At 35.4% G+C, this 23,533-nt stretch carries 21 protein-coding genes; 14 read left to right on the forward strand and 7 right to left on the reverse strand.

Annotated features, from left to right (window positions below; translation table 11 throughout):
• Genes DVK85_RS01690 through DVK85_RS01700 form a run of 3 tightly spaced genes read right to left on the reverse strand, consistent with a single transcriptional unit; the run spans position 1 to position 1,909 of the window.
• Positions 1–588 carry a LemA family protein gene (locus tag DVK85_RS01690; protein ID WP_114676776.1) on the reverse strand — a complete coding sequence of 196 codons (588 nt, stop codon included), beginning with the start codon at positions 586–588 and terminating at the stop codon, positions 1–3.
• Between the two features lie 14 nt (positions 589–602).
• The gene (locus DVK85_RS01695) at positions 603–932 is read right to left on the reverse strand and encodes a MerR family transcriptional regulator (protein WP_114676777.1); all 330 of its coding nucleotides are present in this window, start codon (positions 930–932) and stop codon (positions 603–605) included.
• On the reverse strand, positions 932–1,909 hold the full coding sequence (locus DVK85_RS01700; protein ID WP_114676778.1) for a M23 family metallopeptidase: 978 nt from the start codon (positions 1,907–1,909) through the stop codon (positions 932–934). Before DVK85_RS01700 ends, DVK85_RS01695 begins: the two co-directional genes overlap by 1 nt.
• 164 nt (positions 1,910–2,073) lie before the next feature.
• On the opposite strand from DVK85_RS01700, the gene alaS reads away from it, so the two are divergent.
• The 8 genes from alaS (at position 2,074) to DVK85_RS01735 (ending at position 9,436) form a co-directional block, all read left to right on the forward strand.
• Positions 2,074–4,701, forward strand: a complete 2,628-nt coding sequence (gene alaS, locus DVK85_RS01705) for an alanine--tRNA ligase (RefSeq protein WP_114676779.1) — start codon at positions 2,074–2,076, stop codon at positions 4,699–4,701.
• A 1-nt stretch (position 4,702) separates the two neighbouring features.
• Positions 4,703–5,659: a GSCFA domain-containing protein gene (locus tag DVK85_RS01710; protein WP_114676780.1), complete on the forward strand. Its 957-nt coding sequence runs from the start codon at positions 4,703–4,705 to the stop codon at positions 5,657–5,659.
• 69 nt (positions 5,660–5,728) lie between these two features.
• Positions 5,729–6,235, forward strand: a complete 507-nt coding sequence (locus DVK85_RS01715; protein WP_114676781.1) for a GbsR/MarR family transcriptional regulator — start codon at positions 5,729–5,731, stop codon at positions 6,233–6,235.
• A gap of 55 nt (positions 6,236–6,290) precedes the next feature.
• Positions 6,291–6,599 carry a hypothetical protein gene (locus tag DVK85_RS01720; protein ID WP_114676782.1) on the forward strand — a complete coding sequence of 103 codons (309 nt, stop codon included), beginning with the start codon at positions 6,291–6,293 and terminating at the stop codon, positions 6,597–6,599.
• Between the two features lie 4 nt (positions 6,600–6,603).
• Positions 6,604–7,035 (forward strand): hypothetical protein, encoded by a 432-nt coding sequence (locus DVK85_RS01725; protein WP_114676783.1) that lies wholly within the window; start codon positions 6,604–6,606, stop codon positions 7,033–7,035.
• A gap of 2 nt (positions 7,036–7,037) precedes the next feature.
• On the forward strand, positions 7,038–7,907 hold the full coding sequence (locus tag DVK85_RS01730) for an SAM-dependent methyltransferase (protein ID WP_114676784.1): 870 nt from the start codon (positions 7,038–7,040) through the stop codon (positions 7,905–7,907).
• 9 nt (positions 7,908–7,916) lie between these two features.
• Complete coding sequence (locus DVK85_RS13530; protein ID WP_162845315.1) at positions 7,917–8,075, forward strand: hypothetical protein; 159 nt, start codon at positions 7,917–7,919, stop codon at positions 8,073–8,075.
• A gap of 458 nt (positions 8,076–8,533) precedes the next feature.
• Entirely contained in the window at positions 8,534–9,436 is a 903-nt protein-coding gene (locus tag DVK85_RS01735; RefSeq protein ID WP_114676785.1) for a TIGR01777 family oxidoreductase, read from the forward strand.
• Here the strand turns inward: DVK85_RS01735 and DVK85_RS01740 are convergent, their stop codons facing one another.
• Positions 9,437–10,255 (reverse strand): UbiA prenyltransferase family protein, encoded by an 819-nt coding sequence (locus DVK85_RS01740; protein WP_114676786.1) that lies wholly within the window; start codon positions 10,253–10,255, stop codon positions 9,437–9,439.
• A gap of 135 nt (positions 10,256–10,390) precedes the next feature.
• Here DVK85_RS01740 and gcvP point away from each other — a divergent pair, with 135 nt between their 5' ends.
• The 3 genes from gcvP (at position 10,391) to DVK85_RS01755 (ending at position 14,845) form a co-directional block, all read left to right on the forward strand.
• Positions 10,391–13,240 carry an aminomethyl-transferring glycine dehydrogenase gene (gene gcvP / locus DVK85_RS01745; protein WP_114676787.1) on the forward strand — a complete coding sequence of 950 codons (2,850 nt, stop codon included), beginning with the start codon at positions 10,391–10,393 and terminating at the stop codon, positions 13,238–13,240.
• A 53-nt stretch (positions 13,241–13,293) separates the two neighbouring features.
• Positions 13,294–13,662, forward strand: coding sequence for a group III truncated hemoglobin (locus DVK85_RS01750; protein ID WP_114676788.1), 369 nt, complete (start codon positions 13,294–13,296; stop codon positions 13,660–13,662).
• A gap of 124 nt (positions 13,663–13,786) precedes the next feature.
• On the forward strand, positions 13,787–14,845 hold the full coding sequence (locus DVK85_RS01755; RefSeq protein ID WP_114676789.1) for a 3-oxoacyl-ACP synthase III family protein: 1,059 nt from the start codon (positions 13,787–13,789) through the stop codon (positions 14,843–14,845).
• 8 nt (positions 14,846–14,853) lie between these two features.
• Here the strand turns inward: DVK85_RS01755 and DVK85_RS01760 are convergent, their stop codons facing one another.
• The gene (locus DVK85_RS01760; protein WP_114676790.1) at positions 14,854–16,323 is read right to left on the reverse strand and encodes an oligosaccharide flippase family protein; all 1,470 of its coding nucleotides are present in this window, start codon (positions 16,321–16,323) and stop codon (positions 14,854–14,856) included.
• A complete protein-coding gene (locus tag DVK85_RS01765) occupies positions 16,316–17,200 on the reverse strand; it encodes a glycosyltransferase family 2 protein (RefSeq protein WP_114676791.1) in 885 nt (294 codons plus the stop codon). The genes DVK85_RS01760 and DVK85_RS01765 overlap by 8 nt, the downstream gene beginning before the upstream one ends.
• A gap of 61 nt (positions 17,201–17,261) precedes the next feature.
• On the opposite strand from DVK85_RS01765, the gene DVK85_RS01770 reads away from it, so the two are divergent.
• The 3 genes from DVK85_RS01770 to DVK85_RS01780 all read left to right on the forward strand — a co-directional run bounded on the left by DVK85_RS01770 (position 17,262) and on the right by DVK85_RS01780 (position 19,712).
• Entirely contained in the window at positions 17,262–18,110 is an 849-nt protein-coding gene (locus tag DVK85_RS01770; RefSeq protein ID WP_114676792.1) for a glycosyltransferase family 2 protein, read from the forward strand.
• 79 nt (positions 18,111–18,189) lie between these two features.
• On the forward strand, positions 18,190–18,930 hold the full coding sequence (locus tag DVK85_RS01775; protein WP_205431335.1) for an MlaE family ABC transporter permease: 741 nt from the start codon (positions 18,190–18,192) through the stop codon (positions 18,928–18,930).
• Entirely contained in the window at positions 18,930–19,712 is a 783-nt protein-coding gene (locus tag DVK85_RS01780; RefSeq protein WP_114676794.1) for an ABC transporter ATP-binding protein, read from the forward strand. Before DVK85_RS01775 ends, DVK85_RS01780 begins: the two co-directional genes overlap by 1 nt.
• Before the next feature lie 12 nt (positions 19,713–19,724).
• Here the strand turns inward: DVK85_RS01780 and DVK85_RS01785 are convergent, their stop codons facing one another.
• On the reverse strand, positions 19,725–23,501 hold the full coding sequence (locus DVK85_RS01785) for a gliding motility-associated C-terminal domain-containing protein (protein ID WP_114676795.1): 3,777 nt from the start codon (positions 23,499–23,501) through the stop codon (positions 19,725–19,727).
• Positions 23,502–23,533 lie beyond the last annotated feature (32 nt).

Raw genomic sequence — 23,533 nt, forward strand, 5'->3', positions numbered from 1 at the left:
TTAGTTAAAATCAAATTTTACTTCTGGTGCTTTCTCTGCACCTTCATCTGCTTTAAAACGTGCCATATCTTCGAAACCAAAAATACTAGCAAAAATTACCGTAGGAAAAGTATGTTTCTTCTTGTCATACTTATTTACAGCTTCGTTATAACGATCACGCGCTACATTTATTCTGTTCTCTGTACCTTCAATTTGCGATTGCAGTGCAAGGAAGTTTTGGTTTGCTTTAAGGTCTGGATAACGCTCTACTGTTACCAATAATCTTGATAATGCGCTCGACACATTACCTTGCGCCTGTTGAAACTGCGCTAATTGTTCTGGGGTAATATTAGTAGGATCTATATTTACAGAAGTTGCTTTAGATCGTGCTTCTATAACATCAGTAAGTGTACCTCTTTCAAAATCAGCAGCTCCTTTTACAGTATTTACAAGATTGCCAATAAGGTCGTTTCTGCGTTGGTAGCTACTCTCTACATCTGCCCATGCTGTTTTAGCATCAGCTCGCACCCCTACTAATCCGTTATAGGATGATACTGACCAAATAAGGAGAATTACAATAATTACTACGGGAATGATCCATTTTTTCATATTCATTTGTCTTTTTAAAGTTCGTTTTTAATATTGATTAATGTTGTTTTTACAGTTTCTAATTTACGAATTATCTCGAATTTATCCATTGTTTTCTTTTGTCCTTCTTTCAGGTGCACTTTGGCACCTTCTAGTGTAAAACCGCGCTCTTTTACTAAATGATATATTAACTGTAAATTTTTCACATCATCTGGTGTAAACATCCTGTTACCCTTAGCATTCTTCTTTGGTTTAAGAATATCAAACTCTTTATCCCAAAAACGAATGAGCGAAGCATTTACATCAAATGCTTTTGCGAGTTCGCCTATACTATAATATCGTTTTTCAGGAAGGTCTAAATGCATTAGTCTAGCGATTGGTTTTCTTGGTTAGCTAATTTAGAAATTAAAACATATTCTTTAGCCGAAATAGTACCATAATAAAAATTAATAGGATTAATCGCCTTTCCGCCTTTATGCACTTCATAATGTAAGTGCGGCGCTTCCGATCTTCCTGTACTACCTACATAGCCTATAATATCGCCACGCTTTACCTTTTGCCCTACTCTTGCTTTATATTTACTAAGGTGAGCATATAGTGTTTCGTAGCCATAACCGTGTTTTATTACTATATGATTACCATAACCAGAGGCTCTATTGTCGGCTCGTCTTACTACACCATCACCTGTAGCATAAATAGGCGTTCCTGTTTTAGCAGAGAAGTCCATCCCAGCATGAAATTTACGTATTTTAGTAAATGGGTCACTCCTATACCCAAAACCTGACGCTACGTGACGTAAATCTTCATTCTTTACGGGCTGTATTGCTGGTATAGCTGCAAGTAATTTTTCTTTATCTTTTGCTAGTTTAGCGATTTCGCCAAGCGATTTAGACTGTACTACAAGCTCTTTAGATATTACATCGAGTCGTTTTGTAGTAGTAATAATTATATCAGAATTATTGTAACCTTCCAGTTCTTTATAACGGTTTATCCCACCAAACCCTGCTTTACGCTGCTCTTCGGGTATGGGAGATGTATTAAAGTAGGTGCGATATAAGTTGTTGTCACGCTCTGCTATACTTGCCAGCACCTCATCTACTTGATCCATCTTACGATTTAATGACTCATAGCGTATTCTTAAATTTTCAATTTCGCGCGCCTGTAGTTTATCTTTAGGAGTTTCGAAAAAAGGGGTATTAAGCAATACTATAAAACACAAGAAACCAAACAAAGCAGAGGCTACCAAAAACAAAAGCATAAAGCCAATTTTCTTGCCCTTTTTAGCCTTTATTTTATGATAGGCAAGTGTTTCTGAATCGTAATAATATTTTACCTTCGACATATTGCTAATTTATTCTATTTTTGCACTATATACAGTTGCCTGTAGAGCGAAAACTAATAGACGTACAAAGTTAGTGATTGTTACGGTTTTTTGTAACTTTTTTTCAGTTTTAAGACTTTCAGGCACGTTTAATATTGACAAAATAAATAAAATCATACCCTAATATGAAATCTCGGGATATAAGGAAACAGTTTTTAGATTTTTTTGAAGCAAAAGGACATTTAATAGTCCCATCGGCACCTATAGTAACCAAAGACGATCCTACGCTTATGTTCAACAACTCGGGCATGGCGCAGTTTAAAGAGTACTTTTTAGGCAATGCCATACCTAAAAGCAACCGTATAACCGACACTCAAAAATGCCTTCGCGTTTCGGGTAAGCACAATGACTTAGAAGATGTAGGTTTTGACACCTACCATCACACTATGTTCGAAATGCTTGGTAACTGGAGTTTTGGCGATTACTTTAAAAAAGATGCTATCAACTGGGCTTGGGAACTACTTACAGAAGTATATAAAATACCAAAAGATATCTTATATGTAACCGTATTTGAAGGCAGCAAAGAAGACAATGTGCCTTTTGACCAAGAGGCTTATGATATATGGAAAGAACTGATAGATGAAGACCGTATATTAATGGGTAACAAAAAAGATAACTTTTGGGAAATGGGCGAGCAAGGGCCTTGCGGACCTTGCTCGGAAATTCATGTGGATATCCGTTCTGCTGAGGAAAAAGCGGAAGTTGCAGGTAAAGACTTGATAAACGAAGATCACCCACAAGTAGTAGAGATTTGGAATAACGTATTTATGGAATTTAACCGTAAAGCTGACAAATCGTTAGAAAAATTACCTTCGCAACACGTAGATACCGGTATGGGCTTTGAAAGACTTTGTATGGTATTACAAAACGTGCAGTCTAATTACGACACTGATGTATTTACACCGCTAATCCAAAAAGTAGAACAACTTACGGGTAAAAAATATACCGTTAAAGCTAGTAATGACACCGAGGAGAAAACCAATATCGCGATACGTGTAATTGTAGATCACGTTCGTGCAGTGGCTTTTGCTATTGCCGATGGTCAGTTACCAAGTAATACAGGAGCGGGATATGTTATTCGTAGAATATTAAGACGTGCCATTCGTTATGGTTTTACTTTCCTTGACAAGAAAGAGCCTTTTATCAATGAACTTGTAGCAATACTAAGCGAGCAAATGGGCGAATTTTTCCCAGAAATAAAATCGCAGCAGGGCTTGGTTACTAATGTCATTAAAGAAGAAGAGGCTTCTTTCCTTCGTACACTAGATCAAGGGTTGCAATTACTTGAAAATGTAGTTTCTGAAACTAAAGGTAAAGAAGTATCAGGAGCTAAAGTATTCGAATTATATGATACTTTCGGTTTCCCTGAAGACCTTACAGCCTTAATCTTGAAAGAAAAAGGGTTCAGTTATAACAAGGTAGAGTTTGATGCTGAACTGAAAAAACAAAAAGATCGTTCGCGTGCTGCTAGTCAAGTAGCTGCTGGCGATTGGAATATAATTATAGAAGGAAATACTGAAACTTTTGTAGGATATGACCAACTAGAAAACGATGTAAAAATCACTCGTTTTAGAAAGGTCGAGTCTAAAAAAGATGGTACACTATACCAAATCGTTTTAGACAACACGCCATTCTATCCCGAAGGTGGAGGACAAGTTGGCGATAAAGGGACATTAACCTCAGCGAATGAAACTATTGAGGTACTAGACACCAAAAAGGAAAACAATCTTATACTACATATTACTAAAAAATCACCTGAAAATACAGGAGCAACATTTACAGCAAAAGTAAATGAAAAGCTAAGGAGCGATTCGGCAAGTAACCACTCCGCTACCCACCTACTGCACTTAGCATTACGCACTATTTTGGGTACACACGTAGAGCAAAAAGGTTCATTAGTTAGTCCTAACTACCTGCGTTTTGATTTTTCACATTTCTCTAAAGTTACCGATGAGGAATTACAGCAAGTAGAAGACTTTGTAAACGCAAGAATACAAGAACAATTACCATTAGTAGAACGTAGGAGCATTCCTTTCGCTCAGGCTATAGAGGAAGGTGCTATGGCACTATTTGGCGAGAAATATGGCGATAATGTACGTGCAATAAAATTTGGCGAAAGCATGGAGCTTTGTGGTGGTATTCATGTAACGAATACTGCTGATATATGGTACTTTAAAATTGTAAACGAAGGAGCTGTTGCAGCAGGCATACGCCGTATAGAAGCAATTACAAATGAAGCAGTAAAAACCTATTTTGCTAATCAAGAAAAAACACTTGCAGAGGTAAAATCGGCACTTAAAAATCCACAAGATACACTAAAAGCTGTAGCATCTTTACAAGATGAAAATGCAAAGCTTAAAAAACAAGTGGAAGCATTATTAAAAGACAAAGCTAAGAACCTAAAAGGGGAACTAGCAGGAGATATTGAAGAGATAAACGGTATAAAATTCCTTGCAAAACAAGTAGATCTTGATGCTACAGGCGCAAAAGATTTAGCTTATGAGTTGGGTAATTTAGGTGACAATTTATTTTTGGTACTTGCCACAGCACAAGATAACAAACCAATGCTTACATGCTACATATCTAAAGAGCTGGTTGCCGAAAGAGGACTCAATGCTGGGCAGGTGGTACGCGAACTAGGTAAACACATTCAGGGAGGCGGTGGCGGACAGCCATTTTTTGCTACAGCTGGCGGAAAAAATGTAAGCGGTATAAACGAAGCATTAGCAGCAGCTAAAAACTATATACAATAAAATGCAATTTAGAACCCAAATACCTATCAAGAAAAGTAATCGACCCATTGATTATAACTCTCAGGTAGTGTCTTTGGGTTCTTGCTTTGCAGTAAACATGGGAGAAAAGCTGAATTATTTTAAATTCAGGAATACTATTAACCCTTTCGGTATATTGTTTCATCCGTTAGCTATCGAAAAGTTTATTAGCTATGGTATACAGCAAAAGCAATTTACTGAAACGGATATTTTTTACCACAATGAGCGTTGGCATTGTTTTGATGCGCATAGCGACCTGAGTGATCCTGATAAAGATAAGCTTCTTGATAACCTAAACGCTGCTGTTACCAATACAGGTACAGCATTACTACAAGCCTCACACCTCATCATTACACTGGGTACAGCTTGGGTATATAGCCATAATCAGTCTGGAAATATTGTAGCCAACTGTCACAAAGTACCGCAAAAAGAGTTTAGAAAAGAGTTATTATCTATTACTATTATACAACAAAGCTTACAACGCATTATAAATATGCTACAGGAAGTAAACCCCAAGTTGCAATTTACATTTACCGTTTCTCCTGTTCGTCATAGTAAAGATGGTTTTATCGAAAACCAATGGAGTAAAGCAAACCTTATAGCTGCTTTGCATGAAGCCCTGAATACTGAAAACTACAAACTAAATACTGGCTACTTCCCTTCGTATGAAATTATGATGGACGAATTGCGGGACTATAGGTTTTATGCACCTGATATGATTCACCCTAATAACGTAGCGATAGATTATATTTGGGAACGCTTTACCGAAACATATATCGCAGAGAATGCTTATCCTACAATGAAAGAGGTTAACGCCATACAAAAAGGATTAAACCATCGTTCTTTTAACTCCGAAGCTGAACAACACAAAAAGTTTTTGGAAAAACTACAACAACGTATTAATAAATTGCAAGCTCAGTATCCTTACATCACGTTCTAATATGTTTTTTAAAAAAATAAACTTTCAATGTTTATTGAAAGTTTGAAAATATTATTCTATCTTTGAACTATGGAATTCAGCGAAGCAAAAAATAAGTTTATACAAACATGGGGGGCACTTGGCTCGCAATGGGGTATTAATAAAACTATGGCACAAATACATGCCTTGCTTATGGTAGCTCCTGATGCACTTTCTATGGAAGACATTATGGACGAATTACAAATATCGCGTGGTAATGCCAGTATGAATTTACGTGCGCTAATGGACTGGGGTATTGTATTTAAAGAATATAAAGCAGGCGAACGGAAAGAGTTTTTCATTGCAGAAAAAGACCTTGATGAACTTGCTGTAAAAATAGCACAAGAACGTAGTAAAAGAGAAATCAAACCTGCATTAAGAGTCCTAAAAGATGTGTCTACAGGAGTAAAAAACGACACATCTGCAGAAGCAAAACATTTTACTGCACAAACCGAAAAATTATATGACTTTGTACTAAAAGCCGACAATATGATAGAGAAAGTTACCGAAATGAAAGAGAACTGGATAGGCAGGTTAGTCATGAAAATAATGAAGTAAAAAAATTTAATTATATATTTCAAATATTACTGAAAGTTTAAAATAATCAATAAAAATGAAAAAACTTAATAATTTCTTTGTTAGCTTTCCTCTCGCTTTAGGACTGTTAGGTTTCTTGTGGGGAGAACTATGGGCAATCGCTATACTTTTTATGATGTTAACAGGTTTGGTTCAGGTTCTTACTGCGACAATCTGGCTAACTATAGACAAGGGTTATAAAAGTAAGTTATTAGGAATTTATTGGTTACTTACAATATCATTTTTCCTGATGTTGGCATTTACCGAATGGCAATGGATATGGGCTATGCCAACGTTCATTGCAATATATTATACAGTAATACTTAACTACAAATTTAAAGAGTAAAACTATGAACTTAACTATCCCTAACTACGTCATAATAGCAGGAGGTATTGGTCAGATATTTACTGCACTTATCTACCCTTATATTAGGCATCAAGTATTTGATTGGTATAACGATGTAAAGCAACTAAAACCTCTAAACCAAGAAATTGCAAAAACCTATGGTCGCTACATACAAGGGCTCAATTTCAGCTTTGGTCTCATTGCTTTATGGTTACCCGAAGAACTGAAAAACCAAACACCGCTTGCTGTTGCTTTAACAGGTTTAATTGGAGCATACTGGGTGGGTAAAGTGGCGACTCAAATAGCATATTATCCCATGTATCAAATACCACAAAAACTACATTTTAAAATAGGTAGCTATTGTATGAATATCCTTTTTATATTCTTTGCCACAATATATACTTTATTACTATTAAATAATTTAAAAATAATATAACCATGGCTACATTACAACGATTATTTAGCGAAACATTACACGAAGATAATAATCATAGAACAGCAGAACTTTATAATGAAGCAACAGAAGACTATGAATTTTGGAGTCGCGACTTTAATATGCATTTTGGTTATTATAATCCCTCACGAAACAATCCGTTTATGCGCGACACCATGCTAAATGAAATGAACAGGCAAGTGTATAAGCGAATAGGAGATTCAAAATTGATTTGTGACTTAGGTTGTGGTATGGGTGGCACCATGAAGTATGGACTTGAAAGAAATAAAGAATTACGTGTACTTGGCGTAACGCTATCAGAATTTCAGGCTACAGAAGGTAACAAAAGACTTACTGGGCTAAATGGTCTCATTCTTAAAGAAGATTACAATAATACTACTTTTTCTGATAATACCTTTGATAGTGCAATGGCGATAGAAAGCTTTTGTCATGCAGGGCACAGCGAAGCATCTTTTAAAGAAGCTTACAGGATATTGAAAAATGGAGGAAAAATGGTAATAACCGACGCCTTCCTTAAAAAAGAGATAAAAAACTTGTGCCCAGGTGGTAGTTATTGTTATAAAGGGCTATGTAACGGCTGGAGTCTTGAAAAACTAGGCAATATACCCGAGGTCAAGCGAACACTCGAAAGAATCGGGTTTAAAGACATTATTATTGAAGATATTTCTTTACGTGTTGCACCTTCTGTATTACATGTTCCCTTTGTTATTTCAGGCTTTTTATTAAAAAAAATCCTTAAAAATCAAGAAATAGGTAAACAGAGTATCCAAAATCTTAAAGGTTCATTCTACGCTCTGTTATCTGGAATACAAATGAACAATTTCGGATACTATATTATTACCTGTACCAAATAAATTATAATCATGACAAAAATAGCCATCGCTACAGAAACTAATTTCTGGGGCAAAATACTCATCAATCAATTTAAAAGCATTACTCACGAAATTGTAGTATTTACTACTGGTAAAACAGAAACACTAAATACCATAAAATATATTAACTGGATTCCTAGTAGTAATTGACAAAAAGAGCTTGAAGGGACTGATATATTAATTAACCTTAGCGGAAACTCTATAGAGTGTTGTAATATACAACTCAATAATTATCTTAACTGTATGAAAATACTTCACATAATCAATTCACTCGCTTTAGGTATTACTTTAATACTATATTGCACCGTTATATATTTTATCTACGGAATGTACGCTCAACTATTTTTAGGAGCATTACAATTAATTCCAGCTATAATTATAAGTCTTTTTTACCGTAAAAAACTAATTTCAAAAACAAAAAAACTGTTGATTATTTACTGGCTTAATGTCTTATTATGTTTATCTCTCGTATACACGTCTAGGCACTATGACAACTTTGGTTTTCAATTTTTATCGCTAGTTTTATTGTTTATATATCCCATATCTACAGCATGCTATTTTGTATATCTTACGTACATCATTAATAAAAGCTTCAAAAAAATCTAATCATGAAAAAACTAATTATAGCAGCAGGCACAGGTTTTTTAGGTAAAGTACTCATCACCCATTTTAAAGATAAAACGGACGAAATAGTAATTCTTACACGTGGCAAATCACGTAAAGAAAACAATATATACTATGTAAACTGGGATGCCAAAACCATGACAGGTTGGGAAACGGAGCTGGAAGACGCTGATGTACTCATTAACCTTGCAGGAAAATCAGTCGATTGTAGGTATAATGAAAGTAACAAAAACAAAATTATAACATCGCGTATTGACAGCACAGCGGTACTCAACAAAGCTGTTTTACAATGTATCAATCCGCCAAAACATTGGTTAAACTCATCTACTGCCACCATCTACCGCCACAGCCTCGACAAACAAATGGATGAAACAACAGGCGACATTGGTTTTGACTTTTCTATGAATGTAGCAAAAATGTGGGAACGCACTTTTTTTCAGACAGAAACTCCGAAAACTAAAAAAACGGCATTACGTACTTCTATTGTTTTAGGTAAAAATGGCGGAGCTTACCCCATGCTGAAAAAGTTAACACAACTTGGTTTTGGCGGCAAGCAGGGTAACGGCAGGCAGTTTGTAAGCTGGATTCACGAACTGGATTTTGCCCGTGCCGTAGCATTTATAATCGAAAAAGAACTGGAAGGCAAAATAAACATTGTATCTCCAGCTCCTGTGCGAAATAAAGATTTTATGAAAACATTACAACACAGGGTTAGTATGCCAATAGCTATCCCTATCAGTAAAACATTGCTTAAAATAGGCGCAGCAATTGTAGGCACAGAAACTGAACTCGTATTAAAAAGCCGAAACGTAATACCTGCCCGATTACAAGAAGAGGGCTTTACATTTAAATATGAAAATTTAGAAAATGCTTTGAAAGACCTTTAATTAAAAAGTTGATACCAAAAGTACTAACCCCAACCAAAATATCGGGATGCTTTCTACCCAAAAAAGTGTATAGTATTTCGGTCGGTTAGGAGTAGCAAAAATAGTAAATAATGCGGTAGCTATTACAAGCGTAATATTTGCCCCTAGTTGTTTTAAATCTATATCGCTTTTAAAAAATTCTAAACAAAAAAATGGTAATAATAGAGCAAGGTTTAACCATTTTGTTTTCTGTACTCCTATTTTTTGAGGAACAGTCATAAGCTCAGGATCATCGTCTTTAGAGTCAATAATCTCAAAAATAAGTATTAGAATAATAACCAATAAAAAACGCTGAATAAATTTAAGCACCACATCAGTCGATACTGCTATTCCTGCATCAAACAAAGGCAATAATGTAGTAATACCTGCCCAGCACAGTGCAACCATATAAATTTTAATACCCACCCAGTTGCGCATATTTTTCTTTTTCGGAAAAAAAGGCACGGTATAAAGCAACGTAAGTGCAAAAAATATAAGACTAACAAGTTGGGTTTTACGTTCCAAAAACAAAAAACTAGCACCTGCGGCTAATAACGTTAAAGAGCTCATTATAGCAATAGCTTTTATTTCGGGGGTAATATGCCTCTTATTACGGAAAAGGCTTTCGTATTTCACAAAATTATACCCCGTTATAGTACCAAAAAAAGCAAAAGCTGGCATAGGCACATCAAAAGGTATATGAAACATATGCAAGGTCATGAGCAATAATGACAATACTGAAAAAGCAACATGTATGCTACCGTGTATGTAAAAATGAAATATCGCCTTGAGTGCCTTCATTCAGCAAAAATAATCAATCTGCTAAAAGTAATACGTTTAAGATGAAAAATTCACAAAATCGAGCTTAAAAAAGCATTTTAATTCGGATATAAATAATTACTTTTGTGCCACTAAAAAACAACGCATAAAATATACATGAGAACAGATGCTTTTGCTTTAAGACACATTGGCCCAAGAGAAAATGACTTGCAGCATATGTTGAAAACCATAGGTACAGAATCTATGGAACAACTGATATACGAAACACTACCAGATGATATTCGCCTAAAAGAGCCATTACAGTTAGATCCTGCTATGACCGAATATGAGTATATGAATCACATTAGGGAGTTGGGAGCTAAAAACAAAATATACAAATCATACATTGGTTTAGGCTACCACGCTACCATAGTGCCAGGACCTATCCAAAGAAACATACTAGAAAACCCAGGTTGGTACACTGCCTACACACCATACCAAGCAGAGATAGCACAAGGTCGTCTTGAAGCATTACTTAACTTCCAGACTACTATAATAGAGCTTACTGGTATGGAAATAGCCAATGCATCGTTACTTGACGAAAGTACATCTGCTGCCGAGGCTATGGCACTACTTTTTGATGTTCGCACACGCGAGCAAAAGAAAAACAACGTAAATAAATTTTTTGTATCTGAGGAGATACTTCCACAAACCCTTTCGGTATTAGAAACACGCTCTATTCCTATTGGTGTAGAACTTGTTGTAGGTAATCATGAAGAGTTTGATTTTTCAGATGAATTTTTCGGAGCTTTATTACAATATCCAGGCAAATTCGGACAAGTATATGACTATGCTAGTTTTATTACTAAAGCAAAAGAAAACAATATAAAAATAGCCGTAGCTGCCGATATATTGAGTCTTGTAAAACTAGTTCCTCCGGGAGAGCTTGGTGCGGATGTGGTAGTAGGTACTACACAACGTTTTGGTATCCCTATGGGCTACGGAGGCCCTCATGCTGCTTACTTTGCTACTAAGGAAGAATACAAACGTAGTATGCCAGGTAGAATTATTGGGGTAACCGTAGATGCTAATGGTAATCGTGCATTACGTATGGCACTGCAAACACGTGAACAACATATTAAGCGTGAAAAAGCAACTTCAAATATATGTACAGCACAAGTGCTACTTGCTGTTATGGCAGGTATGTATGCTGTATATCATGGTCCTAAAGGGTTACGATATATTGCTAATAAAATACACCGCTCGGCAGTAACTACAGCCGAAGCACTTAACGAGCTTGGTGTATATCAAGCAAACTCATCGTTCTTTGACACTATTGTTGTTAAAACCGATGTAGCTAAAGTACAGGCTGCTGCCGAAGCAGAATCGATTAACTTTTATTATATCGACAGAGAAACGGTTTCAATTTCATTTAATGAAACAACCTCTCTAAAAGACATTAATAATATTGTACAAATATTTGCCGAAGCAATAGGTAGAGAAATTGACCCTATAACAGAGCTATCTGGCGAGAGTACAATACCTCACGAAATACAACGTACAAGCGACTTCTTGCAACATGAAGTATTTAACAAATACCATTCAGAAACTGCTTTAATGCGTTACATCAAGAAATTAGAGCGTCGTGACCTTGCCTTAAACCACTCGATGATATCTTTAGGGTCTTGTACTATGAAACTGAATGCTGCTACCGAGATGTTACCATTGAGTTTACCTTACTGGAACAGCATTCACCCGTTTGCCCCAATGGAGCAGGCAGAAGGTTACCAAATAATGCTTAAAAAACTAGAAGAGCAACTCAATGTTATTACTGGTTTTGCAGGTACTACACTGCAACCAAACTCTGGAGCGCAAGGTGAGTATGCAGGACTTATGGTTATTCGTGCTTACCATCAGTCTAATGGTGATGACCATAGAGATATTGCTTTAATACCAGCATCGGCACACGGTACTAACCCTGCTTCAGCTATTATGGCTGGAATGAAAGTAGTAGTTACTAAAACTTCTGAAAATGGTAATATTGATGTAGAAGATCTTAGATCTAAAGCAGAACAATACAAAGACAGACTGTCTTGCCTTATGGTTACTTACCCATCTACACATGGTGTATATGAAGCATCCATTAAAGAGATTACTAAAATAATTCATGATAACGGCGGACAAGTATATATGGATGGTGCTAACATGAATGCTCAGGTTGGGCTTACTAACCCTGCAACCATTGGTGCTGACGTTTGTCACCTTAACCTGCACAAAACATTTGCTATACCTCACGGTGGTGGTGGTCCAGGTGTTGGTCCTATTTGTGTAGCAGAACATTTAGTTCCGTTTTTACCAACTAACCCAATAGTACCTACTGGCGGTAGCAATGCCATTACAGCTATATCAGGTGCGCCATGGGGCTCGGCATTAGTTTGCCTTATATCTTATGGCTATATCACTATGCTTGGCGAAGAAGGACTTACCGATTCGACTAAATATGCGATATTAAACGCCAATTACATAAAAGAAAAGCTAAAAGGTCATTACCAAACACTATATACTGGTGAAATGGGTAGAGCTGCTCACGAAATGATTATTGAGTGCCGACCTTTTAAACAAAAAGGTATTGAGGTTACTGATATTGCAAAACGTTTAATGGATTATGGTTTCCATGCTCCTACGGTATCTTTCCCAGTAGCAGGAACACTAATGATAGAGCCTACTGAGAGTGAAAACGTAGAGGAACTTGATCGTTTTTGTGATGCTATGATAGCCATCAGAAAAGAAATTGAAGAAGTTGATGCTGATGATAAAAACAACGTGCTTAAAAATGCACCGCACACACTAGCAATGCTTACTGCTGACGAATGGTTACTACCTTATACCAGAGAGAAAGCAGCATTTCCGCTAGATTATATTGCTGATAATAAATTTTGGCCTGCCGTAAGAAGAGTTGATGATGCCTATGGCGACAGAAACTTAATATGTTCTTGCGCGCCTATAGAGGCTTATATGGAAAATTAAGAAAATGGCTGCTAATGCAGCCATTTTTATTTATACTCCAAATAAATTTTAAAATGAAAGATATAGAAACAAGAGCCGATATTGAACTTTTTATGCGAGAGTTTTATAACAGATTGCTTACAGACTCTGCTATAAGCTATATGTTTACTGATGTTGCCAAAATAAACCTTGAAGAGCATCTGCCCCACCTCACTGATTTTTGGGAACAGACTTTATTTCATAAAGGTATATATCGCAAAAATGTTTTACAGATACACCACGAACTGAATGATAAAGAAACCATTACCGACTTACATTTTGAAATATGGTTGAGCCATTTTAACAATACAGCAGATACTCTTTTCTCTGGAACCAATGCCGAGAAAATAAAAACAAGAGCACTATCTATAGCATCGGTTATGAAAATAAAGATATTTAATTAAAATACTACTTATTTCTTAAAAAAATACCCTAAAAAAAAGAATACAACAATTCGTATGCATGCATAGCTTTGTTTCTTTAACATTTCTTTTTATTTCAGTATATTAGCTCTAAAAATAGGATAACATGAACATAAAGATTACGGGGTGTGGAAGTTATATTCCCAACCGCGCCGTTACCAATAAGGACTTTGCAGCACATGTATTCCTCGAAGAAAATGGTAGCCCACTACAATACACTAACGACGTTATAACTAGTAAGTTTAAAAAAATAACAGGCATTGAAGAACGTCGTTATGTAGAGACTGAACTTGTAACTTCGGATATTGCATTTTTTGCCGCAGAGAAAGCAATTGCAGATGCTGGTATCGACAAAGAATCGTTAGATTATATAATACTCGCCCATAACTTTGGCGATGTAAAAGAAGGAGCTATACAATCGGATATGTTACCAAGCATTGCTGCACGAGTGAAACATAGTTTAGGCATTAAAAACTCTAAATGTGTAGCTTATGATATTCTTTTTGGATGCCCTGGATGGATAGAAGGCGTTATACAAGCACAAGCTTACATAAAAGCTGGCATGGCAAAACGATGCTTAGTTGTTGGTGCAGAAACTTTATCACGTGTAGTAGATCCGCATGACCGCGATAGCATGATATATTCTGATGGTGCAGGTGCTACTGTAATAGAAGCTACTAATGATGAAGGCGGCATACTAGCACACGAAACCGCATCATTCACCCACGAAGAAGCCTATTTCTTATTTTTCGGAAAATCTTATAATCAAGACCATGATTCAGATGTACGCTATATAAAAATGCATGGCAGAAAAATATATGAATTTGCACTAAGCCAAGTACCTCTAGCCATGAAAGAGTGCTTGGACAAGAGTGGCATCGACATTAAAGATCTTAAGAAAGTAATTATACACCAAGCAAATGAAAAAATGGATGAAGCCATTATTCAGCGCTTTTATAAACTATACAACCAAGCTCCGCCAGAAGGGGTTATGCCTATGTGCATACAAAAATTAGGAAATAGCAGTGTAGCAACAATACCTACACTATATGACCTACTAACAAAAGGCGAAGTTGAGCATCAAGAACTTAATAAAGGTGATGTAGTATTATTTGCTTCAGTTGGTGGAGGAATGAATATTAATGCTATTACCTATAGAGTATAACAGTTAACTTATTTTAGCTTAATAATTTTTAAGGCTTTGTCTATCCATATATTTACTTGGTAGACGAGCCTTAATTTATATATAACCATTACATTCATCAATAAAGAAAGTCCTACTTTATAAATGAGGTTAATAAAATTTGAACCTGTATTAGGCAATAAAAATATTATAACTCCTGACAATAAGAATATTACAGCCAATTTTAAAAAAGCCCTATCAAAGGGTAATAACCCAAACTTTTTATAAATAAACCATAGTTTAGCAATATTAAATATCGTCATTGCTATAAGTGAAGCATAAGCCACGCCAGCTATACCTAAGTTTGTATAATATATAAACCACAGGTTTAGTGACACATTTAAAACGGTAAGTAATACTACTGCAATCAGGTTAAACCTATAATAGCTTGAATACGTAATAATTTCAGAATTAAAACCTGTAGCCATATTAATAAGTACACTAAAACCAAGAATAAGAATAATTGGCAAAGATGCTTGTAAACTATCGCCTGTAGGTAAAAGTGAAAATAAATCGTTAACACCTAGAAATATACAACTATATAAAACAGCACCAATAAAAAACAATAGGCGTGCTACTTCTTTATATTTCATGTTAAGTTCCTGTATATTATTATTTTTCAAATAACCTGATACTATAGGCGCATATATAGCAAACATACCTATAGCTGGTATTTGCAGCGTACTAGCAAGCGTTACCCCAATACTAAAACTACCATTTGCTTCCATCGAAATGAGTTCTGGTATTACTATACCATCTATACGGAATGCCAGTAATGAACCAAGGCTACCTGCAAAAGCATACAGGCTATAACGTAAATAATCTTTACGCGGTATTTGTTCAAAAAGCGTCTTAAACTCATAGTTAATCCCTGGTTTAAACCTTTTAAACAGATATATTGCTGTTAAAACTAAAACGAGAAGATAGCCTGAAATATAAAAGTATAACGAAGTGTAAACCTCTAAAATATCATTGATTAATAACAAAAAAAGTATAGGGAGTACAATTTTAGGAATCAGTTTCTCATAAAGTGTAGGCACTGCAATTTTCTGCATATCCTGAGCTTGTCTTTTAAAAAGCTCTATAAAAGCAAGAGAAACAGCAACAGGGAATGCAAAATAGAGTATTTGAGCATTATCAAAACTAGAAATATTTACAAATAATGGTATTGCAATCAGTACAACAACACTTATAAATAAAATAGAAAAAATACTGTAATTAAACAGTTTTTTACGAAGGTTCTCATCAAGCGAAGGGTAAAATTTTATTAGCGCCTGCGAAGCCCCAAGTACCATTATAGGGTATAACAGTTGTGCTATATTATCAATATAACGCACCGTACCCAGAAAAGCTTTATTATTAGGGTAAATAAACAATACAGACACTATGCCAATAGCTGTACCAATATAATTGATAAGCGTAAACAACAATACCTGTTTTGATGATGCTTTTTTATCCATTTACGGCTGATTTTCGTCGAGCTTTTTTTATTTTACTGGAGTTAAATATATTATTAAAATAATAGGTTATCAATTTTAAAAACAAATTTATAGCCCCGTTAACACCATAAAATTTGCTAAAATATTTTGGCAAGCCTACAACTTCTTTCAATGCCAATAAACGACTTTTGGAAAAACTGTGATTAATATCGAGCAGTGTAGCTAATATTTTGTACTTCGACTGTATTATGTCCTTTTTTAGGTTTCTTGTTATTACTCTATCATGTATTATTTTAGCATCAAGGTCTATACCTATCAAAAAGCCATGATATTTTACACGGTCGCAGTAGTTTCTATCTTCTCCATAATGTCCGAATAGCGGTTCGAAAAAACCAACTCGTTCTATACACTTCCTACTCATCATCCAGGCTGCCGCATTTACAAAAGGTACTGCAACTGAATTTATATATTGTAAATCAGAATAAGATCTGGACAAATAAGTACTAAAAGCCGTATCATAACTTTTACCGTTACCACTATAATGCATAGGGCTTAAAATACCCAGCTTTGAATCTTTCTCCATTTTAGCGATAAGGCTACTAATGGTATTGTTAAAAACCCATGCATCCTGATTAAGTAGAAAAACATAATCTGCACCCTGCGCTAAAGCCTTTTGAATACCAATATTATTACCCTTGCCAAAACCTAAGTTCTCATTAGCTTGTATTAAACTAACCTCTTCATATTTATCTAATAAAGCAACAGTATTGTCAGTTGAACAATTATCAATAACTATAATAGTAACAGGGTAATCAGACTGGAGTAAAGAACTTATATTCCTATCTACCCAATGCGCACCATTATAAGTAACAATAACTACAAAAACTTTCTTATTCAAGGCTGTACGGTTTTTCTAATAGCACAAAAATAGCCATATTTGCATCCATTTCTGCACAAATATGAAATATTACGTTATCATACCCGCTTATAACGAAGCTGCATATATAAGTACTATGCTGCAATCGCTTGTACAGCAAACTGTATTACCTGCAAAAGCCGTGGTAGTAAATGATAATTCTACTGATAACACAGCAGAAATTGTTGAATCATTTTGTACAAAACACCAATGGTTATCACTAGTAAATAAATCTTCTGACGCTTCACATATGCCGGGCAGCAAAGTCATAGAAGCATTCATGACTGGTTATACTACTGTAAATGAAAACTATGATGTGATTGTAAAACTGGATGCCGACCTGATATTACCCTCTAATTATTTTGAGACAATACTCGATACTTTCGCTAAAAACAATAAAGCAGGAATAGTAGGCGGATTTGCCTATATAGAAAATAATGGCAAATGGATATTAGAAAACCTTACTAATAAAGACCACGTTAGAGGTGCTTTTAAAGCTTATAGAAAAAATTGTTTTTTGCAAATAGGCAAACTAAAACCTGCTATGGGGTGGGACACTGTTGATGAGCTCTTGGCAAAATTTTACGGATGGGATATAATAACAATAAACAATCTTAAAGTAAAACATTTAAAACCTACAGGAGCTAGCTATACCAAGGCATCTCGATATAAACAAGGTGAGGCATTTTACACACTTGGGTACGGGTTTATAATAACTGCTATTGCAGGAGCTAAACTGGCTATGCGCAAAAAAAAACCTTTGCTTTTTATCGATTATATTAATGGTTTCCTGAAAGCCAAAAGTGAACGCAAAGCATTATTAGTAACCAAAGAACAGGCTAGTTTTATAAGAAACTACCGATGGAAGAAAATAAAAGACAAGTTACTATAGCATACCAAGTATTAAAAAACTATTAACAGTTACTGAAAAGTGCCCTTAATTAGGTACTTTAGCAGATATTTTAATTTTAATGATAAAAGCTTTACACCAAATTGGATTGTACTTCTTAATGATAAAAGAAGTATTTAATAAGCCTACTAAATGGAGGGTTATGAAGCCCCTGATATTTAAAGAAATAGACGATCTTATAATCGGCTCTTTAGGTATTGTCGCTTTTATATCTTTCTTTATAGGTGGGGTTGTAGCCATACAAACAGCACTTAATTTAACCAATCCGCTTATACCAAAACAACTTATAGCATTTGCTACAAGACAATCAGTAATCCTTGAATTTGCACCTACATTTATTTCTATAATTATGGCAGGACGTGCAGGTTCATACATTACATCGAGTATAGGTACTATGCGGGTAACCGAGCAAATAGATGCCCTTGAAGTAATGGGTGTTAATGCAATAAACTATCTTATTTTTCCTAAAATAGTAGCCCTTTCACTATACCCTTTTGTTATTGCAATATCTATGTTCCTTGGCATATTTGGGGGGCTTATGGCGGGCGTATATGGTGGGTTTATAGGGTTTGACGAGTTTATTACAGGTATTCAAACCGATTTTGTACCCTTTCATGTTTTTTATGCTTTTTTAAAAACATTCCTTTTTGGTATGATACTGGCAACAATACCATCATTTCATGGATTTTACATGAAGGGTGGCGCACTCGAAGTTGGTAAAGCCAGTACTACATCCTTTGTATGGACTAGTGTAGTTATTATTTTGGTCAATTTTATTATTACCCAATTACTTTTAAGCTAATGATAGAGATAAAAAACATAGAAAAATCGTTTGGAGACACAAAAGTATTAAAGGGTATATCTACCGTTTTTGAAACTGGGAAAACAAACCTCATCATCGGGCGAAGTGGATCGGGTAAAACCGTAATGATTAAAACATTGCTAGGTATACACAAGCAAGACTCAGGTACTATATCTTTTGATGGAAGAATCTATTCTAAACTAAGCGCAGATGAAAAAAGAACCTTGCGTACAGAGATAGGTATGGTGTTTCAGGGAAGTGCACTGTTCGACTCTATGACGGTAGAAGAGAATGTAGCTTTCCCGTTAAAAATGTTTACCAAGAATAAAAATGCCGAAATTAAGGAACGAGTAAATGAAGTACTCGATAGAGTAAACCTTAAAGATGCTAATAAAAAATTTCCCGCTGAGTTATCAGGAGGTATGCAAAAAAGGGTAGCTATAGCAAGAGCTATAGTAAACAACCCTAAATACTTGTTTTGTGATGAGCCTAACTCTGGTCTTGATCCTGAAACTTCTATTGTTATTGACGAGTTGATACAGGAAATTACTAGAGAATATGATATAACTACTATTATTAACACCCATGATATGAACTCTGTTTTGCAAATAGGCGAAAAAATCATTTACCTGCAAAACGGTCTTAAAGAATGGGAAGGTAATAAAGAAGAAATACTTGAAACCCGAAACAAATCTATAGTAGAGTTTGTTTACTCGTCTGAGTTGTTTAAAAAGGTAAGAGAAAATCTCCTCGCCGAAGAAGACGAGGAGGAAAATAGATAACTAACCCTATAATTAATGTATTTCTCTTTGTAAATATACCCAGCCTGTTACTCTTTTACCAGCTGACAATGTCACTACATAAAAATATGTACCTGTAGGTAAGTCACCTTTGTCGCTCTGACCGTACCATTCATTTATATAATTTTGTTTTTCATATACCTGTAGTCCATACCTGTTAAATATTTGCAAATCTCTTACATCTAGATTAGACAAATCAAACGTTTGGTTATACCCATCGTCATTAGGCGAAATACCCCTTGGTATAATGCATCCCGTATTTTCTATCATTATAGAAGCCGACACGCTACAGCCCTCTGGGTTAGTAACTGTTATAAAATACTCACCACCTTCAAGATTTGTTATCACTGCCTCTTCACCCGCATAGCTATAACCATTTGGACCTGTCCATTGAAACAGAGAGCCATTCATCTCATCAATATTAGATATAGAAATAATATATTCAAAATCGTCACATCCTGCTTCGAGCTCTACTATAAATCCTGCTGTATTTGCAGTAATATTTACCATTTCTGATGTTTCGCAACCATTATTATTTACTAAAACTTCATAAGTTCCTATTTCAAAAATCTCAATATCGCTACTGTTAACATCAAGTAGTAGTTCATTTTCATAATACCATTCGTAAGTTACATCTCCTATATCAAAATTTTGCGGAGCAACACCTATTATTGTGCTCTGCCCTTCGCATAAAGCTGTTTCGCCCTGTATTTCAAAATCAGGTATTGCGTTAACTGTTACATTAACTGTAGTAGCAGGCGATATACAATCATTTGCTATTGCAGTAACACTATAAACTCCTGTAGCCATTACCCCTGCACTTGTAATAAGCGGATTAGCCTCTGTAGCCGTAAAATTATCAGGTCCTGTCCATTGGTAAGTAACACCTGCCTGTGGTGTAGTGATTGAAAACTGTATATTTTCGCCTTCACAAACTGCATTTACCGAAGTTACAACAGGAGCTACTGGTATATCGTTTATTGTAAGTGTTACAGTAGCCTCATCAGTAAGATCGCAAAGCCCATTTACAGTATATTTAAAGCTGTATGTTCCCGCTGTTAAACCATTTGTATCAAGTATATTCCCTGTAAGCGCACCGCTTGCATCAATATCTTCCCATACACCATCATTATCATGTGGCGTAGTAAGATAGTCTGTAAGATTAATTGTGTTTGCTTCGTTACATAAAACACTATTTACATCTTCTCCTGCATTAGGCATAACATTGGGCATAACTTCATATTCTAACACTTGGTTCATACACGAACTCTCGGTAGTAGTCGTTATAGAAACATAATATGTGCCCGAATTTATTGCTGAGTCAAAATCAACAAATGTCAAACTATTTGTAGTACTAAGTATAGTATCAGGATCTGACCCTTTATACCATTCATAATTAAGAAATGAGAAAAGCTGTACCGTAAGTATACTTTCTTCGCCCTCACAAAATCCTGAAGCCGAAACAGTAATAGGATCTGTAGCGTTTATATTAAACTGAGAATTAACTATGTTACCACAATCATCTGTTACTTGAAAATTATAGTAAGCAGCCTCTATGCTCGAAAACACATTAGAGTCACCATTATCAATTAAAAAAGGCTCACCATCTTTAGATGTAATTTTATATGTAAAAGGTGCTACCCCCTCTACAGCTACAGCTACTTCTGTAAGTCCGCCTGCACAAGGAAAGCTAAACACATCTGTTATAACAGGCGCACCTGTAAAAGTAAAAGTATCTATAACAGAGAAACAAAAACTATTAACCGAACTACCATTAGCATAAGTATAAAAAGCTTTTACTATACGAAAATCGCCTATTGTAGAATAAAAGGGTGATTCGTCAGGATCAAGGTTTATATTAATAAAATCAGCATTAGTATTATTAGGCAAGCCAGAAGTATATGGCGATCCCGTAACTGGGTCTCCCCAAGTATCGGTAGCCTCATCATAACGTTGTAACCAAAACGACTGTACATAATTACCATTACTAAAATGATCTATATCTAATTGAAAAGAACCGCAATAAGGTATTATTTCTACCTCATTAATTTGTAAAGCATACCCTTCTACATTTACCATCTTAATACGTTCTATACCGCATACATCATTGGTAGTAAACTCATAGCTGCCAGCAGGCAACGAATTCATATAAAAACTACCATTACCCGTAATATTCTCTGACATATCTACAGGATATGTATCACTATATTCGGCAGGACCAGCTGTTATAATTACGCTTTCAAAATCACCCGCAGCATTAAGACGTATTGAACCGAAATCTTCCTCGCAACCAGGACGTTGCAACACGGTAATATCAGGGCTTCCTCCCGTAACTTCAACGGCGACATCTTCTGTATATTCATCACCACAAGAATCAATTATTTCAAATGTATAATCGCCCAAAGGTAAATTTGCCATCGTAAAGATGCCTAACATATTTACCAAATCACTAACATCGTCTGGAATAATACCTGCATAATCTACAGGGGCATTAGTTATTAGTACACTGGTTATTGCTCTAGTATTAATTTCTATTTCTACACCACCTACATCAGAGCCACATATCGCTGTTACAGTTACCTGAGGTTGTAGCTCTGGTGGTGTAATATCAAAATCTGCTGTATAGCTTCTTCCACATGCGTCATTTACCGTTACAGTATAGCTCCCTTCTGGAACAGGATTGTCATCTAAAAAATATACTGCGCTACCATTAAAATCAGGGTGATTAATGTTATAATCTTCCGGAATAAAACCATCAGGAAATGAAACAAATTCAACTGTAATAGGACCCACAAAATTTGAAGGTTCTATAGTTAGTGAATTATCATTACACCCAAAATTATTTACCTGATCGTTAAACTGAAATTTTTGATCAACAATATTATTATTCCTAGTAAAAACATTTCCACAAGCATCTGTTATCGTTAAATCGTAATAATATTCTTGATCATGATAAAAAGGTATATTAGTATATTTTGCATTGGGTGCTGTAATACTACCGCCTAATGCAGTTCCTGTAACTATTGTGGGTGTACCTCCACTTGGTGGGTATACAGTATATTGAAATGAAAGTGGCCAAAAAATATTATTACCACTTGTAGAGACTTCATATGTATTACCAACAGTTATAGTATTACAATCAGGTAACTCACCACCTATAAATACAGGAGCATTAATTGTTATACCTGTATTTTCCTGAATTACTTGAGTGGTATTTACTACGGCTTCACCACAATTATTGTAAGCCCTAATAGTGTAAAGCCCAATAGGTAAATTATTAAAAACATTTGAAGTTTGTTGTGGTACAGTTACGGGCCCTGTTAATATTTCATAAGACACTGCATTACCAGTAGCTACATTAACCGTAATTTCTCCATCATTACCACACTTAACTTTTACTACTGCAAGGTTATAAGTAAGCGGAATTACTTGGTTAATAATAGTAACATTTGCCGAACTGGTGTTTGATAATGCACCAAGTGACTGCGTTGCTACCACAAGATAATTTCCTGCCGAAAGCCCAGTAGCAGTATTAGCAGTAACAATCGTTACGGGTGTAGTGGTGTTTGGCAGTAAATATACCGCATAGTCTATAGAGGCAGCTGGATCGTTACCTGTAATAGTAAATGTTAGTGTACCATTACCCAAACAAGTTTGTGGAGTAGGTGCAACTGTTAACGTAAAATCGGGAAGTTGCCCATAAGAAAGCAATGTACAGAAAAACAATATCAATACTGATATTGTTTTATTAATTGGTAGGTGGTTAATCATATAGGTTTTTTTTAGCCTGATAAAGATAAATA

Origin of the sequence: Flavobacterium arcticum, from assembly GCF_003344925.1 — a bacterium.
Taxonomy (GTDB): domain Bacteria; phylum Bacteroidota; class Bacteroidia; order Flavobacteriales; family Flavobacteriaceae; genus Flavobacterium; species Flavobacterium arcticum.

Excerpts from the sequence above, each read along its gene's own strand:
- DVK85_RS01690 (WP_114676776.1), bottom strand. The coding sequence starts at position 588 with ATGAAAAAATGGATCATTCCCGTAGTAATTATTGTAATTCTCCTTATT.
- DVK85_RS01695 (WP_114676777.1), bottom strand. The coding sequence starts at position 932 with ATGCATTTAGACCTTCCTGAAAAACGATATTATAGTATAGGCGAACTC.
- DVK85_RS01700 (WP_114676778.1), bottom strand. The coding sequence starts at position 1,909 with ATGTCGAAGGTAAAATATTATTACGATTCAGAAACACTTGCCTATCAT.
- alaS (WP_114676779.1), top strand. The coding sequence starts at position 2,074 with ATGAAATCTCGGGATATAAGGAAACAGTTTTTAGATTTTTTTGAAGCA.
- DVK85_RS01710 (WP_114676780.1), top strand. The coding sequence starts at position 4,703 with ATGCAATTTAGAACCCAAATACCTATCAAGAAAAGTAATCGACCCATT.
- DVK85_RS01715 (WP_114676781.1), top strand. The coding sequence starts at position 5,729 with ATGGAATTCAGCGAAGCAAAAAATAAGTTTATACAAACATGGGGGGCA.
- DVK85_RS01720 (WP_114676782.1), top strand. The coding sequence starts at position 6,291 with ATGAAAAAACTTAATAATTTCTTTGTTAGCTTTCCTCTCGCTTTAGGA.
- DVK85_RS01725 (WP_114676783.1), top strand. The coding sequence starts at position 6,604 with ATGAACTTAACTATCCCTAACTACGTCATAATAGCAGGAGGTATTGGT.
- DVK85_RS01730 (WP_114676784.1), top strand. The coding sequence starts at position 7,038 with ATGGCTACATTACAACGATTATTTAGCGAAACATTACACGAAGATAAT.
- DVK85_RS13530 (WP_162845315.1), top strand. The coding sequence starts at position 7,917 with ATGACAAAAATAGCCATCGCTACAGAAACTAATTTCTGGGGCAAAATA.
- DVK85_RS01735 (WP_114676785.1), top strand. The coding sequence starts at position 8,534 with ATGAAAAAACTAATTATAGCAGCAGGCACAGGTTTTTTAGGTAAAGTA.
- DVK85_RS01740 (WP_114676786.1), bottom strand. The coding sequence starts at position 10,255 with ATGAAGGCACTCAAGGCGATATTTCATTTTTACATACACGGTAGCATA.
- gcvP (WP_114676787.1), top strand. The coding sequence starts at position 10,391 with ATGAGAACAGATGCTTTTGCTTTAAGACACATTGGCCCAAGAGAAAAT.
- DVK85_RS01750 (WP_114676788.1), top strand. The coding sequence starts at position 13,294 with ATGAAAGATATAGAAACAAGAGCCGATATTGAACTTTTTATGCGAGAG.
- DVK85_RS01755 (WP_114676789.1), top strand. The coding sequence starts at position 13,787 with ATGAACATAAAGATTACGGGGTGTGGAAGTTATATTCCCAACCGCGCC.
- DVK85_RS01760 (WP_114676790.1), bottom strand. The coding sequence starts at position 16,323 with ATGGATAAAAAAGCATCATCAAAACAGGTATTGTTGTTTACGCTTATC.
- DVK85_RS01770 (WP_114676792.1), top strand. The coding sequence starts at position 17,262 with ATGAAATATTACGTTATCATACCCGCTTATAACGAAGCTGCATATATA.
- DVK85_RS01775 (WP_205431335.1), top strand. The coding sequence starts at position 18,190 with ATGATAAAAGCTTTACACCAAATTGGATTGTACTTCTTAATGATAAAA.
- DVK85_RS01780 (WP_114676794.1), top strand. The coding sequence starts at position 18,930 with ATGATAGAGATAAAAAACATAGAAAAATCGTTTGGAGACACAAAAGTA.
- DVK85_RS01785 (WP_114676795.1), bottom strand. The coding sequence starts at position 23,501 with ATGATTAACCACCTACCAATTAATAAAACAATATCAGTATTGATATTG.